This is a genomic window from Paenibacillus sp. FSL H8-0457, from assembly GCF_038051935.1.
Classification (GTDB): Bacteria; Bacillota; Bacilli; order Paenibacillales; family Paenibacillaceae; genus Paenibacillus_AQ; species Paenibacillus_AQ lautus_A.
The window spans coordinates 245,604-263,171 of the sequence record NZ_CP150293.1 but is presented as its reverse complement, the minus strand read 5'-3'; the positions used below and the strand labels follow the sequence as shown (position 1 = coordinate 263,171).

The 17,568-nt window shown below is 55.8% G+C and carries 10 protein-coding genes; 3 read left to right on the top strand and 7 right to left on the bottom strand.

Annotated features, from left to right (window positions below; genetic code table 11):
- Nucleotides 1-34: 34 nt before the first annotated feature.
- The 4 genes from MHI43_RS01245 to MHI43_RS01230 form a co-directional block, all read right to left on the bottom strand.
- Nucleotides 35-847: a phosphotransferase gene (locus MHI43_RS01245; protein ID WP_012818458.1), complete on the bottom strand. Its 813-nt coding sequence runs from the start codon at nt 845-847 to the stop codon at nt 35-37.
- Nucleotides 840-3,059, bottom strand: a complete 2,220-nt coding sequence (locus MHI43_RS01240; RefSeq protein WP_012818457.1) for a DEAD/DEAH box helicase — start codon at nt 3,057-3,059, stop codon at nt 840-842. Before MHI43_RS01240 ends, MHI43_RS01245 begins: the two co-directional genes overlap by 8 nt.
- Nucleotides 3,056-4,393, bottom strand: a complete 1,338-nt coding sequence (locus MHI43_RS01235; protein WP_012818456.1) for an ATP-binding protein — start codon at nt 4,391-4,393, stop codon at nt 3,056-3,058. The genes MHI43_RS01240 and MHI43_RS01235 overlap by 4 nt, the downstream gene beginning before the upstream one ends.
- A gap of 62 nt (nt 4,394-4,455) precedes the next feature.
- Entirely contained in the window at nt 4,456-6,357 is a 1,902-nt protein-coding gene (locus tag MHI43_RS01230; protein WP_036664902.1) for a TerB N-terminal domain-containing protein, read from the bottom strand.
- A gap of 139 nt (nt 6,358-6,496) precedes the next feature.
- Between MHI43_RS01230 and MHI43_RS01225 the strand changes: the two genes are divergently transcribed.
- Entirely contained in the window at nt 6,497-7,159 is a 663-nt protein-coding gene (locus MHI43_RS01225) for a M50 family metallopeptidase (protein WP_009590185.1), read from the top strand.
- Between the two features lie 211 nt (nt 7,160-7,370).
- Nucleotides 7,371-10,073, top strand: coding sequence for an S-layer homology domain-containing protein (locus MHI43_RS01220; RefSeq protein ID WP_036664904.1), 2,703 nt, complete (start codon nt 7,371-7,373; stop codon nt 10,071-10,073).
- A gap of 157 nt (nt 10,074-10,230) precedes the next feature.
- Here MHI43_RS01220 and MHI43_RS01215 read toward each other — a convergent pair whose 3' ends face one another.
- Entirely contained in the window at nt 10,231-12,999 is a 2,769-nt protein-coding gene (locus MHI43_RS01215; RefSeq protein ID WP_036664906.1) for a glycoside hydrolase family 2, read from the bottom strand.
- A 147-nt stretch (nt 13,000-13,146) separates the two neighbouring features.
- On the opposite strand from MHI43_RS01215, the gene MHI43_RS01210 reads away from it, so the two are divergent.
- The gene (locus MHI43_RS01210; RefSeq protein ID WP_036664907.1) at nt 13,147-14,079 is read left to right on the top strand and encodes a helix-turn-helix domain-containing protein; all 933 of its coding nucleotides are present in this window, start codon (nt 13,147-13,149) and stop codon (nt 14,077-14,079) included.
- Nucleotides 14,080-14,246: 167 nt separating this feature from the next.
- Here the strand turns inward: MHI43_RS01210 and fhuB are convergent, their stop codons facing one another.
- Both fhuB and MHI43_RS01200 read right to left on the bottom strand, forming a co-directional pair.
- On the bottom strand, nt 14,247-16,352 hold the full coding sequence (gene fhuB / locus MHI43_RS01205; RefSeq protein WP_036664909.1) for a Fe(3+)-hydroxamate ABC transporter permease FhuB: 2,106 nt from the start codon (nt 16,350-16,352) through the stop codon (nt 14,247-14,249).
- The gene (locus MHI43_RS01200) at nt 16,349-17,383 is read right to left on the bottom strand and encodes an iron-siderophore ABC transporter substrate-binding protein (RefSeq protein ID WP_036664911.1); all 1,035 of its coding nucleotides are present in this window, start codon (nt 17,381-17,383) and stop codon (nt 16,349-16,351) included. The genes fhuB and MHI43_RS01200 overlap by 4 nt, the downstream gene beginning before the upstream one ends.
- Between the last annotated feature and the right edge of the window lie 185 nt (nt 17,384-17,568).

Here is a 17,568-nt window from a genome sequence, read left to right as displayed (position 1 = left end):
GAAAAAAAGCAGACACTCTTCAAATCGGTACCCTTCATCGGTACCACTCTTCGAAGTGTGCCTGCAGAAATTGAATCTCTCGTTCGTAATGGGCTACATGCCCCTCATCGATCATGTTCTGGTAAGCCTTGTTGCCTTGTGCCGCACCGGTTGTAAGTGTATCGCATAATGCCTTGAGGCGTCTTATAGTCCATTCTTTCAAGTTGGGAGGCTTTGATATGCCATAGGACTTAAAGAACAGCGATATTCTGTGCGTGCGATCCACAGCATGTAATTCCGATTGATAAGGTATCGATGTCCCTGTAGTGTAATCTATCGCAAAGCTTGCCAGCGGGACTGAGGTGTACAGCATATAAACCATGTCCCAGATTCTTGGACCTGGCGCAGCCAAATCAAAATCGATCAGTGCAACCGGCACTTCGTCTTGAAAAACGATATTGTATGGCGCGGCATCATTGTGACAGATCACCTCATCGTCCCATTCCCCCGAAGCCTGAGAGGTATGTGCAACCTCCGGTTGGATTGAAGTTGCAGCAAAGCCCTGTACGGCGTCATGATAACGCCGTAACAACGCTGCACTCTGGATGAGGGCATGGTCCGACCATATATAAGGTTTAAAATCAGGATATTGGTTTCCCGGCACTTCGCCAGGAATGTAGGACAAGATCTCCCGACCGCTATGATCAATGCCTATGAACTTGGGGGCGCCTTCAAAACCCTGCTTATCCAAGTATAGGAGCAAGTCATGCACGAAAGAACTCCATTTCGTAGTTCGGTGAACGTTATTTCCAATACGAACAACTTCGTTAACATTCCCACCGGGAAGTATTTCTTCCTTGTCACACATCCGCAACTCCCCTTCCCGCTGCTCCACGTGCCAGCCCCAGCGCCTCTGCCAGCCCCTCCAGATCCAGTCCGTCGGCGGCAAAAGCGGTGCGAACGAGCTTCGGCGGGACGAACTCGTCATATTTGCCGAGATACGGCGCTTCGTCAGGATCGAGAAGCGCGCCGGCGTCCTCGCAGTTCGCCAATTCCTGCTTGATTTCTTCCATCAGCGTTTCGTTATCGACCTTGCCCGCGACCACCATGTAATACGGCTCCATCGGCACGATAGAGCGGAGAGCCAGCCTCTCCGACAGATTATGCTTAAGCAATCGCTCCAGCGTGCGAAACTGCTTGCTGCCCGCCCAAGGCAGAATGAACAGGGAGTCGCCGCCCGCCGGTATAACCACCTGTTTCAGCAGTCCGCTCTCCCGAGCAAGTCGGCGGGCCCGTTCCAGGCGATTCACCGCACCCGGTGCCAGGTATGGATAGATGGCGCTGACAGCGAGCACCTCCCGCATCTTCTGCACCACGCGGGTATGCACATCGCCGCCTGCGCCAAGCCACAACGTATCGACCTTGCCCTTGGCCGACTTCACGTACAGGGCCTTGTGCTTCGTGTCGACTTCCTCTACCTTCCACAGCTTGCCTGCCAGCGAGAAGCAGTAGCCCGGCGGCGGCACGGTCGTAATCGATCCGATTTCTTCCGACCCGTTATAGACGACATGTTCTTCATCGTCCTTAAACACCGCATAGAAGCGGTAGTTGTTCACGATTTTCTCCCCGCCAAGGCCGATGATCAGGCTGCCTTCTTCCGTACGCTGGATGTGATCCGTCTGGAGCAAATACTGCAGGAACTCCTTGTATTCCTCCGGCTCGATGCCGCGGAAGGCCGGGAGCGTCAGCACCGCTCGCGCCAGATCGGGCGGCTCGGCCTCGCCCATGCTCTTGAGCGTGCTCATCGTCTGATGGTAAAGCACGCCAACCGGTTTCTTCCGCAGGGCCAGCGGTTCGACCCATTTCTCGCGAATATACAGCTCAATGACGGCAATGGCCCGGAGCAGCATCCACGGCATGCGCGCAGGCAGCATGGCCTCCTCGTCCTCGTCCTCCGGACAGAGGAACATCATCTCGGAGGCCTGATCCCCCCGCCGGCCGGAGCGGCCCAGCCGCTGAACGAAGCTGGAGCAGCTGTACGGCGCACCAAGCTGGATCACCCGCTCCAGCTCGCCGAGATCGATGCCGAGCTCCAGCGTCAGGGTGGCCGCCGCAACCGCCGGCCCCGGACCTTCGCGGAGCGCGGCCTCGGCTTCCTCGCGCAGCATAGCGGAGATGCTTCCATGATGCACATGGAAGACATCCCGCTGCTCGCGCTTGGCCGCAATCCGCCGCAGCTCGAGCGTGGTCAGCTCGGCATCCGAGCGGCTGTTGGTGAAGACCAGCGCTTTTTTCAGGTGGGTGTTGTCGTATACGAAATCGTAGTAGGCCTTGCGCGCAAGCTCCAGCTGCTCCGCCTGCTTCTCGTCCCGCGCATCCGGGAAGGAGAAATGCTCGACCGACAGCCGCAGCTTCCGCCCCCCTTGCGGCGAAACGACCTCGACCGCGTGCTTCGTGCCTGCGCCCAGCCAGCCGGCTGCGGTCTCGTAATCGCTGAGCGTTGCCGACAGCCCGATGCGGCGAGGCGAACAGGAAGCCATCCGCTCGATCCGGGTCAGCTGGCTCAGCACCTGAATGCCCCGGTCGGCTCCCATGAAGGCATGCACCTCGTCAATGATGACATACCGCAAATCCTGGAACAGCGCCGGGATGGCGTTCGGCCGGTTCATGAGCAGCCCTTCAAGCGATTCCGGCGTAATCTGCAGCACGCCCGACGGCTTCTGCATGAGTTTCGTTTTCTCGGCTTGGGACACGTCGCCGTGCCAATGCCATACCGGCACCTGGCCTTCCTTCAGCAGATCGGTGATCCGTTCGAATTGGTCGTTGATCAGTGCCTTTAGCGGCCCGATATACAGGATCCCGACCGAGCTGGAAGGCATGTTGTACAGCTCCGTCAGCGCCGGGAAGAATGCGGCTTCGGTCTTGCCCGATGCCGTGCCGGAAGCGATCAGCAGATGATTGGGCGTGTCGAACAGGACGCGGCAGGCTTCCACCTGCGCCTCGCGAAGGGTGTCCCATCTTTTTTTATAGATAAACTCCTGAATGAACGGGGCCAACCTGGAAAAAGGATTCGCACTCATAGCTCAAACTCCGCCAGCAGATCGTCCAGATCGTCCGAAGGAGCATCGCTTTGCCCCTTGCCCTGCGGCTGCGCTGCGGCGCGCTCGCCTAGCAGCTCTTCAAACGTCGCCTCCGGATGCTGATGCAGCGTATGCAGCAGATCCATGAAATCCCGCACCACCTCGCGGGTGGTTAGCAGCTCCTCAGCTCCCAGCCGGTTCACGGCCGTCTGCATGAACGCGATCAGCTGCTCGTCCGTCAATTGCGCTTCATACTTGAAATGCAAGGCATGGATGTCGCGCAGCTTTTGCAGGAGGATGAGAATCTCCTCATACGACAGCATGTCCAGCTTCAGGATAGGCGACGTGTAGGTTCTCAGCGAACTGCTGCCGTAGCGTCCGTCGATCAGGCGGGAGCGCAGCGCGTCATAACTGAACAGTCCCCGGCGCTCATCCTCGACAAACTGCGGCGTTCCGCCCATGTAGATGCCCAGATGCTCCGCTTTGCCCTGCATCGTGTCGTTGAACATGGTCAGCAGCTTCTCGTAGTTGCTCTGGCGGGACACGCTGTTGGTGATTTTGTAGAGGTTAACCCCTTCGTCAATGAACAGCAGCAATCCCTTATACCCGATGGCCGCCGTAAATTCGGACCACAGCTTCATGTAATCGTACCAATTGTCGTCATCGATAATGACCCCGACGCCAAGGTCCTTGCGGGCCTCCGTCTTCGTCGGGACTTCCCCGCGGAGCCAGCGCAGCGCCGCTCCCTTGCGGTCATCGTCGCCAAGCTTATAGCCGTTCCAGTAAGCAGCGAGAACCTTCGCAAAATCAAAACCGTGCACCAGATTCTGCATGCCGTTCGTCACGGCATAAATCTGCGTTTCCACCTTATCGTTCAGCGCAGGGTCATCCGGGCGCAGGCCCGTCTCCTGCATGATGTCCTGCTGGATCGCGGCGATCCATTTTTGCAAAATAGCCTCCAGCGCGCCTCCGTCCGGACGCGTTCTCGTGGACAGATGGGTCATCAGCTCGCGGTATGTGGCAAGGCCCTGCCCTTTCGTGCCCACAAGCCGCCGCTCCGGCGACAGATCCGCATCCGCCACCACAAAATCGCGATCCATCGCGTAGTTGCGGATGATCTGCAGCAGGAAGCTTTTGCCGCTTCCGTAGCGGCCGGTAATCAGCCGGAAGGCGGCGCCCCCCTCGGCGATATTATCCATGTCGCGCAGGATCGACTCCACCTCCGGCTTGCGGCCGACGGCGATGAACTCCAGCCCCACCCGCGGCACGACCCCTGCCGTCAAAGAATTCACGAGGGCGGTCGTGAGCCGCTTCGGTATTTTCAGTTCCGTCATGGTTCCACCTCTTTCAAGCATCTTACAGTCATAACGAGTCCAATCGATGTCAATCCGTCCGGTTATACGGACTTCAATGTTTCCAGCATATCTATATAATCATCCGCAATGGACTCCCCATCGATCAGCAGATCGCCGACGGTATCCATCGCGGCCTCGTTGATCTCATCAAGCAGCAGCGCCGGCATGGAGCCGGCCTGCTCCGCAATCCGCTGCAGCTGTGTTCGGTTCGGTCCGGACTTGAGGGCGTGCAGAACCTCCAAGTGTATAAGCTTAAGACGCTCTCCGAGCTCCTGCCATTCCTCATCCAGTCCGTCCGTATTCCAAACCACCGCACCCTCAGATGATTTACCAGCCGCCGGGACGGATGGTTCCTTACTCTCGGGTGCAGCCAGTGCTGTTCCTTCATCCTCCGATGCAGCGATTGCCCTTTCTTCCTTCACGGTCTCAAAGAGCGTTTCTTGCTCCTTAGCTTGATTCCGGTCTGTCTCCGGAACTGGCATCTCTTCATAAATAACCGCATCAAAATCCATCACGGCCTGGAACACTTCCGGGTTCTTCGCCGCGGATTTTGGAGAGGAATGCCCCTTTGAAGACGCACCCGTTCTCCTGTTAGTTGCTGCAGGTCCCCCATAGCCCGAAAAGGCTCCCGCATCCGTTACAATTTCCGCTGCAGGTCGGCTGTTCTCCGCTTCAACCTCCTGCTGCCCGGCTTCCTCCGTAAGCAGCATGTCGCGGACCTGGTCCGATTCCCGCTGCAAGCGGCGCAGCTTCCCTGTATCGATCTGAACCTCAGGCAGGCTCTGCTTGCGCTCGGCCTCCATCTGCTCCTGAATCTCTTTTTTCAGATAACGGGTGATGATCTCTTCCACTTCGGGTTCTACCGCTTCCGCTCCGCGCAGCCGTCCCTTGAAGCCCCTCAATTCCCGCAGCTTATTCTCGGTCAAGCGGACCAGCCCGGTTATATAGGAGCGCAAAGGAGCGTGCTCGCTTAAGGACACCACCGTCAGCACGACGGTTCGGCCGTATAACCCGTGATCGTACACCGCGCTGCGGAATAAATGCCGTTTCACCTGCCGGGGCCGCGGCTGAAAGCGGTCGATAAGACGCTGCCCTTTCATTTTGGCCCAATAACTGTCCACGAGCGCAATCACCTTCGGGGCGTACCGTTCCAGGTCCTTGCGGCCCTTCTCCTGGTAAAAACGGCTCTTCTCCACGTCATAATCCAGCAAATCGAGCAGCAGCTCCCACGACAGCTCCACCGGCTGGAGGGAGAACCGGCGCTTCCATTCCTTCTCCTTCAGCTCAGCGGATAAGACGCGCGGAAAACGCTGGTACGTCTCCCGGATCGGCATATCCAGGGCATGCACGATCATAAAATCATATAACCACTCCCGCAGATACGTATCCAGCTTGGCATAACGCTTGCGGTAGGCCGTCCACGCTTGCTCCATCAATGCATAGCCCTGCAGGGGATCGCTCCAGCCCACGCCATGGATCAGCTCGTAAAAATAGACAAAAAGATAGGAAAGGTCCGTATCCGGGTACCGCCCGGACCTTACTTCCTCCCGCCAGTAAAAATACCATTTGAACTGGTCGCTGGCCATCTGGTCGTAGGTCGGCCAATAGCTTTTGAAGGCTACGAAAGGGGCCTCATCCTCTACATGCCATGCGAGTTCCCTCGCCTTCTGCACGAATTGCTGTTCCTTGGTCACATAGCGGAAGTCCTCGCCCCAATTCATGTCCAGCGGCTGCTGCGGCTTCACAATCAGGGAATTCTTCGCTTGCTCGTTAGGATTTACGATCTCCTGTTCCTGACGATCCGGCCGCTTGTCCGGCAGTGGAATATCCTGCTCATCACCGGCCAGCTCGAATTCGGCAAAGCGAATCCCTTGGTCGGTCACGTGCGTAGTATGTCTTATCGAATCTATGTGATTGTCGTTGTTAGGCTTATCGTTTTTCATCGAACATGAACCTCCGTCACAACTTCAATTATACCATTTAACCTATGGGCGCCACCTGAGTTTTCACATGTTTCTCATCTGTATTATAATGGACGGAATGATAGTCTAGCGAATGACTTTATGCTGAAAGGACCTTCGAATGAATAAATGGCTGAAAGCATTGTTATTTCTGGCCGGCGCGGCTTTTCTGACGAGGCTGATCCCCTTCTCTTCCTGGTTCCGTATTCTGGATACGATGATCCATGAGCTGGGGCATGCCGCCATGACCCTTCTCATGTCGGGCCGGGTGCTCAGCATCGAGCTGAATCCCGATCATAGCGGCGTCACCTATTCCATGCTGGCTTCCGGCGGGTGGAGTCCGATCGTAGTCTCGCTTGCAGGCTATACGTCGGCATCCCTGTTCGCCATTCTGATGTTCTACGGCTATGCCAAGAAAAAACAGGCTACCGGCCTGATCACCATTACCGTGCTAGCCCTCATCATGATCATCTTCTTCGTTCGCGCCGGTTACGGATTATGGTGGCTTATCATATTTATGATCGTAAATCTGATCTTCTATTTCCTCGGCGATAAGGTCCGCAATTTCTATTATCTGCTGCTCGCCTTTCTCGTGCTGGAAGAATCCGTGGTCGGTCCACTGACCCTCTTGACCATGGCGCTGACCCAGCCCAAGCAAGCGGGCGACGCGTCCAACCTGGCCAACATGACCGTGCTCCCGGCGTTCGCCTGGGCGCTGCTGTTCCTGCTGTTCTCCCTATGGTGCGCCAAGGTGGCGCTGCAGCTGTTCTGGAAGAAGCGGTAACGAAACGTAGATTGCTTTAAATTTAATATAAAAGACCATTCCATGATGGAAATGGTCTTTTTTTCGTTCCAATATTTTCTTTGACTCTATCAATATTCCAAAATATAATAACATAGTCCTAGTATTTTAATCTCATATTAGGTGTTTAGCAATGATTGAAGAGGGTTTTAAGAACTAGATTCATATAAAATCTTACCAGGAGGCTACTAGAATGCACATCACGAAAGCACTAAAGAAACCCGGCTTTGTCATGATCATGCTCATCTTTTCGCTGTCCATCATGACGACGGCATGGGCCGCACAACCGGATGCGGACGATCTTCAAGGACATTGGGCGGAAACCCGGCTGCGCAGCTGGTCCGATCAGGGTCTGCTTCAGGGCTACAACGGGAAATTCAACCCCGATCGTCCTGTAACGCGGGCTGAATTGGTAACGCTGATCAACCGTTCTTTTGAAGTATCCGAACCAAGCAGCATCTCGTTTAAAGACTTGGAAACTTCTCATTGGGCTTATGACCAAATCGCCAGAGCCGTGAAAGCAGGCTACATCGATGGATATAACGACAATACGGTTCGCCCAGACCATACGGTTACCCGCGAAGAGGCCGCCGTCATGGTGGCCAAATTGACGAAGCTTGTCTCCGCCGAAACCGTGCCTGCAACCGATTTTAAGGACGACTCCTCCATTTCCAAGTGGAGTAAACCGGCGGTTTCCGCCTTGGCTGAGAAAGCCGTTATCACCGGCAACGCCAAAGGGAACTTTAATCCGCAGGGCAAACTTACTCGCGCGGAGGCCGTTACCCTGCTCGATAAATCACTGGAGTACAAGGTTCCGACGGATATTACATACGATAAGGCTGGAACTTACGGACCGACTGCCGGCGTCGAAACGATCAAAGGGAATGTCATCGTAGCCGCGCCGGGCGTTACCCTTCAAAATGTGGTGATCGAAGGGAATCTTACGCTGACCGAGGCCGTCGGAGAGGGTGATGCCTTCTTCAAAAAAGTAAACGTCAAAGGTACCACGACCATTCAAGGCGGGGGAGCCAACTCGGTCCACTTCGAGGACTCTGTATTGGTACGCGTATCTGTTGACAAGCAAACCGGCACCGTGCGTGTCGTGGTCGTCGGAGAATCCGCGATTCAGCATGTGGTTGTCCATTCTCCGGTCAAGCTTGAGGAATCCAACGTGACAGACAGCGGATTCGCCAATGTGGAAATCGCGAAGAACATGCCTCAAGGCTCCGAGGTTCAGCTTGTCGGCCAATTCGAGGATGTTCGCGTGCTTTCATCGGACATCAAAGTCAGCATCCCTAGCGGGTCCGTTAAGCAGTTGAACGTGGAAGAAGGAGCAAAAAATACGGAGATCAACGTCAATGCCAATGCTTCGGTCATGGATCTCGTTCTGAACGCCGTTGCCAAACTGCTTGGTCAAGGCACCATCGCCAATGCAACGGTTAACGCGGATGCCGCCGGCTCTACATTCCAGAAGCGCCCTGGCGCGGTTGCCGGCGATGCGGCAAACACGATAACAGCACCGCCCGAAAGCGGCAGCACGACGGGCAGCGGCAATAACAGCGGCAACAACAGCAGCAACAATGGCGGCGGTGTGGTGGATGGCGGCTCCGGCGGAAACGACGGCGGCAATAGTGGGAGCAACCCGGGACCAGGCAACGGTGGCGGAAACGGCGGAGAACCCGTTCCTTGCACAGGAACGGCAGACCAGTGCAGAGACGCCCGCCTGGTGGATCTCACCGTATCCGGCTTCACCATGAACCAATTGGATGCGAACGAATACACTACGGGAGTCACCGGCTTTAGTCCGGACACGTTCGAATACAGCATCGTGACGGACCGCAGCATGACGCAACCCGTACCGGCTACTGTATCTGTCACGAAAGCGACTTACAACAAGGTAGACTATACCGTCTGGGAGGATGGAACGAATACCTTGGCTTCCGGGACGATCACCGACGAGAATCCTGCATTCAACCTGGAGATCAAAGGCATGAAGGATGTACGGGTTCGCTTGACCGTCACGAGCGGAGACGGAATCGGCAAGAAGGTCTACGAAATTTTCATTCAATACCCAAGAACGATCCAAGAGGGTCTAAAGATTGGTTCCCACAAGGGGACGCACAGCAACAACGGAGTACTGGTAGGGGAAAAGATGTACTACAACCTCATTAAAGGCAATGTAGGCGGAATCAAGCTGGGGGAACTGTACACGGTTCTCTTATATGAGCCGAACGCTTCCACGCCGTTCCTGACCTGCCAATATACCAGCTGTAACCTGCCGGACGGCAAATTTGCTAAGGATACCGCAGGTACCTGGAGGGTAGAGATTCTTCGCGACGGTGCGGTTGTAGACTCCGGCGATTATCAATACGATTTCATGACGGCGCCGGTGCTGACCAACGACATCGGATTGCGGGCTTCTGCCGTTACCAAGCAGGAATTGATCGATTTCTTCTTGAGCGGAGGAAACTTCACCACGCCGTTTAAGTACGGTTATCTCGTCTACGCGGACATGTCCAAGCTTCGCGCCGAGTTTCCGACAGCCAAATTCTTCGTGGAAGGGTCGTATGAGATGTACATGCCGACCTCCTCGCTCCCTTCGGGATTGAGCGTAGACGAATTGAAGGGCAATTTGCAGCCGTACGGGTACCAAGCTTACCAAATGAGCAGCTTGCGCCCGATTCCATCCGGTTCGGGAGAGGTACAGCTCACCGGGGGATACTACCACCAATCCGACTATGATAATGAAAAAATAGTCAACGATAAAGTCGTGTACCTAGGTCTATACGATGAATATCACAACATCATCGGTCAATACGTCACCATCCTGGAGTTCGACCAGGACCATGTTGCTGACGGGTTTACGCCGTCTGAAACCTGGCAGCCGACTCCGTAAGTAGGAGTGTACTAAAAAGAGGAGCATCGTTGTAGCGTACGCTACAACGATGCTCCTTTGCTGTTCCCTGAGTCGGTCCATGGGCCGATCGCAAAGATCCCCTCCCATATTCCCCACCTTTAAATTCGAAACTGATCATTCATCAACTTTTCTTATATCACCGGCACCGCACCAGCAAATCGATCGGATAGCGGCCCGCATTCCGGCCATACAGACTGATGCCGCCCTCCTCGGTGCGCAGCTCCAGACGGAAGCTCCGCTTGCGGTCCAGCTCTGCCGCGAGTCTGCCCGGCACCTGCGCCTGGCACAGGTAACCGTACGAACCGGCCTCTTCCAGAAGGTTATGAACCGGCTGATAGTGCCACGACAGCACGCCCCGGCTGTCGGCAGGGTCATCCGCGAGCACGGCCTCGCCGATTTTGACATCGTCCACCCACACCGATACACGGGATTCATGCAGCTCTTCATCCGTCATATAATAGGTGCTTGGATTATATTCCACATCCGCCGACGCCCCGTGCATAAAGTCGATTCCGTGAGCGCGATGCCGCGCGCCCTCGATATTTCTTGCCAATAAGCGCTTTGCGCCTGCCTCGAAAACAATGTCGATATCGCGGATCAGCGGCTGTTCATTACGGTCCGGCAGCTGCACGTCATAGACGAACCGCCCTTCACCGCCGCCGTTTACTTTGGAGCCTAGAAGCGCCTCCCACATGTAGGCAAAGCTTTGCTCACGGAACGAGTTGACGGGAATGCTTAAGCTAGTGACATCCGCTCCATCGTTCCCTTGTTCCTCTGCACCACGCACATCAAACGTCGTAAAGTTACGCGTTACGACGACGCCTCCTGCATTCAGAAGACGAACACCGAGGATCGCGACCGCATCGGTCTCCGGCATGCGAAGCTGCAATTCGGTCAGCGGCGCCACGCCGTAGCCGTCCCATGCCACTTCCAGGGTTCCTTGATCCGCCACGACCTTCGTGCCAAGCCGGTCATAGGATAATTCCCAGGCAACGGTCAGCTTCTGCCCGTGATATTGATCCGAATAACTGGAACGCAGCAGCGGTATGGTTTTCTCAGCCCCTTGGTCCAGCGTCTGGCAAGGCGGTGCGTCGATCACGATAAAGTCCGGCGTATGCAGATCGGCGATTGTCATGCCCGGGACAAAATCCTCGTACCCGAATTTTTTGTCCGTCCCATCCAGCCGATAATAACCGTTGAACTCGTTCGTGACGTCGCGGAATTCCGTGAACACGAAACCGCACAGCTTATCATGGCGGCGGAATTCGTTGAGCATGTAACGATAGTGCCACGCGAGATCGCTGTCCCCGGCTCCCCCGTCGATTCCCCACACATTTCCGCATTCGCTGTTCATGAGCGGAGCATCGCCTTGCTGGTTGCCGCCGATGTAGTTATGCTCCGATCCCGGATACGTCTTCTGTACAATTTCCTCGATATGATTACGCAGCGGTTCATAACCGTTGACATAAAAATGCCAAGTGTTGATATCTGTCTCCACATGATCATAATTGCATGGCGAATTGTCCTCCACGATCCGGGTAGGGTCAACACTCTTGGCCCAGCGGTACTTCTCCCGCACCCACTCCTGCGTCTCCGGGAGATAATAATGTTGCTGTCCTTCGCCGCCTGTCAGGCCGGCAGACTCGCTATCCGTGCGAAGTCCCCAAGTTTCGTTAAACATAACCCACGAAAAAATCGACGGATGATTCCGGTCCCGTTCAATCACTTCCAGCGCCTCACGCTCATAGGCGGAACGCGCCGTCTCGTCCGGGTTGCCCCAGAAGCACGGCATATCCTCCATCACCAGAATCCCGAGTTTATCCGCCCAATACAGCTTGCGGGGCTCCTCCGGCTTAATATGAATCCGCACGAAGTTCAGCCCGAGCCGTTTCATCAGGTAAATCTCGTCCCGCATCTCCGTATCCGTCGGGTAAGTGAAGAATCCCGTCTGATGGTAAGACTGGTCCAGCGTTCCGTTTAAATATACCGGCTTCCCGTTCAACGTAATCCAGCGGTAATCCCGGCCGTCGAACTTCGCCGTCCCGATCTCGCGTATCCCAAAATAAGTATGAACGACATCCTCGCCGGCCGAACCCGCCAGGCGCAGCTCTCCTTCGTATAAATGCGGGGTTTCGGGACTCCAAAGCTGCGGATCGTCGACCTGGAACACCGTTATCCGTTCATTCGCGCCTTCTTGCAGCTCCCACTCCGCCTGATGGGTGATCGAGCCCCCAGCGAACGAGAGCCCGAGTGTCACGGTGCCTGCTTCCTGCGCCTGGATTTTGGACTTCAATTCGATGCGGCCGTCCATAGAAGTCGTAAAAGTTGCTAGCTCCAAGTAGGTTTGCGGCCGGGCCTCCAGCCAAACCGGCTGCCAAATCCCTCTGATCTCGCCGTACCCCTGTTTCCCGCGGGCTTGGTAGTTATGGTCGTAATCCTCGGCACGAACCACGAGAATATTGTCTTGTTCCGTATTCCAAACGGTTGTCACCTCAAACTCGAAGGTTCCGTATCCGCCTTGATGCGAGCCGACATGCTTGCCGTTGACCCATACGTCGCACAAATAATCCACGGCACCGAATCGCAGGAAGATCCGCGATTGCTTCTCGGCCGGCTCCCAATTCACGGATCGGCGATACCAGCCGACCCCCTTCTCGTCTCGTGCAATGCCGGATAAGGGACTGACCCACGAGAACGGCACCGTGATCTCCGAATCAAAAAGGCCGGCGTCTCCCCCTTGCAACTGTTCCGAGCCCACGCCGTCTTGCTCTAAAGCGCTGCCGGTCTCGAGCGTGAATGACCACGGCCCATTCAAGTTCAGCCAGTCTTTTCGTTCAAAATCCGGTCTCGGATACTCGGGACGTGGAATGTCCGTACGGATGGGCGCTGCCACAGGAGTCTTCATGAAGCGAACACAACCTTTCCTTGTTCTGAATTTGCCCCTATTCTAGCATCTATATATAATTATTGCAATGTACATTATACTTTTACAATATAATAAATTTGTTGTACACTTGGAGTCACTACAACGCTTCAGAAAAGGAAGGGAATTATGAACGAATCGAAGCTGGAAACCAACCGTTATCCGGCATCCCGGATCGTGGAAGTCGCCAAAGCCCTATCCAGCGATGTCCGGGTCCGCATCCTTGAAGCGCTCGGCGATAAACCGATGAGCGTCGGCCAGTTGGCGGAGGCGCTGGGGATTGCCCAGCCTACGGTGTCCATTAATGTCCAAATGCTGGAGCAAGCGGAGCTGATCGTCTCTTCGCAAGGTGCGAATCGGGAAAAAATCTGCGCCGTCACCTGCCGCTCCATTCTTCTCGAGCTGCCCTCGAAGCCGGGCGAAGGGCTGCAGCGCACGGAAGAAATCCACATGCCGATCGGCATGTTTTCCCACTGCTTCATCGAGCCTACGTGCGGCATGGCGGCTCGGGACGGCTCGCTGATCGGATCGCCTGACGATCCGCGCGCCTTTTACATGCCGGAACGAACGGAGGCTGCGCTCCTCTGGTTCTCGGGGGCGGGATACATCGAATATTATTTTGCGAACCCCATGCCGCCCGGTGCGGCCCTCGATGAGCTGCGCATCCGCGCGGAACTAAGCTCCGAGGCGCCTTCCTTCCAGCAGGAATGGCCGTCCGACATCACCGTCAGCATCAACGATCTTTCGGTAGGCACTTGGAGAAGCCCCGGTGATTTTGGCGACCGCAAAGGGAAGCTCACCCCGGATAAATGGAGGAGCGGCAGCGAGTACGGCATGCTGACGGAATGGCGCGTGACGAAACAAGGCAGCCAGGTCGACGGCCATGCGTCCAGTGCCACGACCATCGATTCGCTGGACCTTGCCTTTAACCGGCCGATCCGCGTCCGCTTTGAGGTGAAAAAAGACGCGGAATATCCAAACGGACTGAATCTATACGGTTCGGGCTTCGGTGATCATCCGCAGGATATCATCCTGTCGTTTGTGCGGTACACGGAAGCCTGATCCTCATACGCCACGACGAACGGAACGATCGTCAGCTTGCCTTCCCGGCGCTCCTGCTCTCATGCCTGTAGGCCCGATCCTCCAACCCTCGATACGCAAAAAGGCTATTCCATGTCACCCCTTGGCGACGATGGAATAGCCTCTTTCGCTATTACAATCCTAACGGTTTATTTCTTCTTCAGTTTATTGGATTTCCCCATTAAATATAACAGATACGGTGCTCCCAGGAGCGCGGTAACGATACCCGAAGGCAGCTCCTTCGGAATGATTACCACCCTGCCGATCCAGTCTGCCCCAGCCAGCAGAATTCCGCCGAGCAGCGCCGCAATCACCATCGATTGCCGGTGACGGGCACCGACCAGCATTCGGGCGGCATGCGGCGCAAGCAGCCCGATAAAGCCGACCGAGCCGACGTTCGCGGCAGCGATGGAAGCCAGCAGCACTGCAATGATGGCGACATACATCCGGGTATTCCGCACATTCAGTCCAAGTCCGGTGGAGCTTTCTTCGTTAAACGTCAGCAGATCCACCTTCCGTCCGAGCCATGCCGCCAAAGGCAGCAGGATGAGGATCGCCGGAACAATCCGCTGCACCTCCGTCCAGCCCCGGTTATAGGTACTCCCCGCCATCCAGGATAAAGCGGGCGCAACGTCGACCTTCGCATGGACAATCATCAAATTGATGATGGCCGAACCCAGCGCGGCGACGGCGATGCCGACCAGCGTAAGAATTGTCGGATGAAGCCCTCTCCTCCAGGATACCGCGTATACTAAAGCGGCTGCGGCCATCCCTCCAAGAACCGCTCCGACCGGTACCCAGCCGGCCGACAATTGCGGGAAGCCTACCATCAGCAGCAGCGCTCCGGCTCCGGCCCCGCTGGTTACCCCGATCACCTGGGGATCTCCCAGCGGGTTGCGGACCGCATTCTGCAGCAGGCTTCCGCTGACGGCCAGCGCTATGCCGGACAAGCCGGCCGTCAGCAGCCTTGGCAGGCGGAAGTCCAGCAGAATTTGGCGATACATCGCCTCGCCGCCTCCGGTAAGCACGGCCACCACTTCCGTAAAGGGGATGCGCAAGCTGCCGCTCACCAGGCTGAACACCCAGACGAAAACCAGCAGCACGCTGAGCAGCGCAACCAGGACCGGATACGGAATCCGGCGCAGGCTTGTGCCGGCCATCATTGATCCCCCTGAAGCTCCGCGTCCCCCGATCAACGAGCGGGATACCCGAAGCGCAAGCCAGATCAGGCAAGGGGCACCGAGCATGGCCGTAATGGCTCCGACCGGAAGCTCCCCGTAGGCGTTCACGAACATCCTGGCCACCGTGTCGGCCCCGACAAGCAGAGCAGAGCCCCATAACGCGGCCAGCGGAATCAACCCTGCATGCCGGACTACGCCGGACAAGCGGACCAAATGGGGAGCAATCAACCCGATAAAACCGATCGGACCGACAACGCTCACGGTCACGCAGGCCAGCACGATAGCTGCCCCCATGGCAAGCAAGCGGGTGGTGCCGACTTTTTGGCCGAGGGAGCGCGCCGATTCCTCATTGAGCGTGAGGATATCCCATTGGCGTACCGCCATGCATAACACGACTAACCCGCCAATGATCCATGGCCATGAAAAAGCTACGCCATCCCAATCGTTCTGGATCAGCGAGCCCGAACCCCACAGTAAAATCCCCTGTGTTGTCTGCTGATTCAACAGCAGCAGCGCACTCGTGACGGACGATAGGACCAGGGTAACGATCATGCCGGACAATGCAATCCGCAAGGGAGAGCCCTGTGTCCTGCCAGCCAGCGCATAGACGGCTACAGCCGCCAGCGTTCCGCCTGCCACTGCCAATGGAAGAGCATATTGGTGCAGCAATCCCGGCCAGAAGATCATCCCGGCCACGACAGCCAAATAAGCGCCCGCATTCACGCCAAGCGTCGTTTCCGAGGCAAGCGGATTGCGCGTTACGGTTTGCATGAGCACGCCGGACACCGCCAAGGCCGCGCCCGCCAGCAGGCCCATGACCGTTCGCGGAAGGCGCACGCTGCGGATCAGATGGTGATCTGCAATATCCTGCGGAGACACCAGCGCCTGCACAACCGTTTTGACCGATATATCCGCAAGCCCTTGCGTTAAGCTGATAAACGTAAGAAATAGCAGTGCCGCAAGGCCTCCAGCCAGCATCCATAACGGCTTCCAGCCCCTACCTGAGGCAACAGGCGGGGCCGGATGGATGCTCACCGGCGTGGAGCCTTGAGCTGGTTTCTCGCCGAAACTCATTGCGTGAGCAGGTCAGCTGTCTTTTGAGCCATGGTCTGGGCAGACAACGGGCCGCCGTAAGGCCACATGTCACCGCCAAGTGCATACACGCGGTCTTCTTTAACAAAGTTCAGGCCTTTCCAAACCGGATTGTCCTTCAATTGATTCTCGATGATGTTATCACTGTCCTGGATAATATGCAGGAAATTCGCGTCCTGAAGAGCCGGCAGCGCCTCGACGTCCGCAGTGGTGAATCCGTAGACTTCAAATTGACCTGGCTTATGGGCGTTGGTCAGCCCGATGTGCTCAAGAATTTTTACGGCCAGGGAATTATCCGTCGATATTCGGAATACCGCCGCATTCTGGTTGCTGTACCCCATCGCCAGCGCAAACGGTTTTTCCGTCATGCCCGCAGCTTCAAGCTTGGCTTTGGCATCGGCATAGGTTTGATCCAAATTGCTAAGCACGTTTGCGGCTTCGTTTTTTTTATCAAGCACGTCAGCAATCGTATTAAAGGTATTGATCATTTCTTCATACTGATCCCCTTGTCCCTCAGCCGGATAAGGATCAAACACCAATGTTGGCGCGATGTTGTTGTACGTTTCAAAACCGGCTTCAAGATTGGATTTCAAACCGATGATCAGGTCCGGCTTCAAGGAAGCGATAAGCTCCAGATTCGGCTCTTGACGAGTGCCGACATCGGTCACGTCCGAACTGATCTCCACCGGGATGTTCACCCACTGTTTCATCCCTTCGATGTCTGCAATGCCGACAGGCTGAACACCCAGCGCAAGAACATCTTCTGCGTAAAGCCATTCCAGCGCCACCACGCGCTTCGGAACACCCGTAATTTTCGTTTCGCCCAATGCGTGTTTGATGGTTCGGGTCTCCGGCGTGGCCTCGGTGTTATCCCCGCCCTGTGCGGCCCCCTGATCCGAATTCTGCGCTGCCGTGGAGCCGCTTCCTTCATTGGATGCCGTACCCCCGCCGCAGCCGACTAAAACCACAGCAAATATCAATACAATAAATACAAGACCCTTCATACTCCGCATTGAATTTCTCCCCCTATACCCTCTATGTATTGTAGATATTGTTTATTAATAATAATTATTGAGAACAATTATCATTATCAATACTCAGCACAATGATAATCATTCTCATTGATAATGTCAATAGATTTATGAAGATTATCTGAACCCTTCATGAATCGTTTACTTTTCGCAATGAAGATCGGATT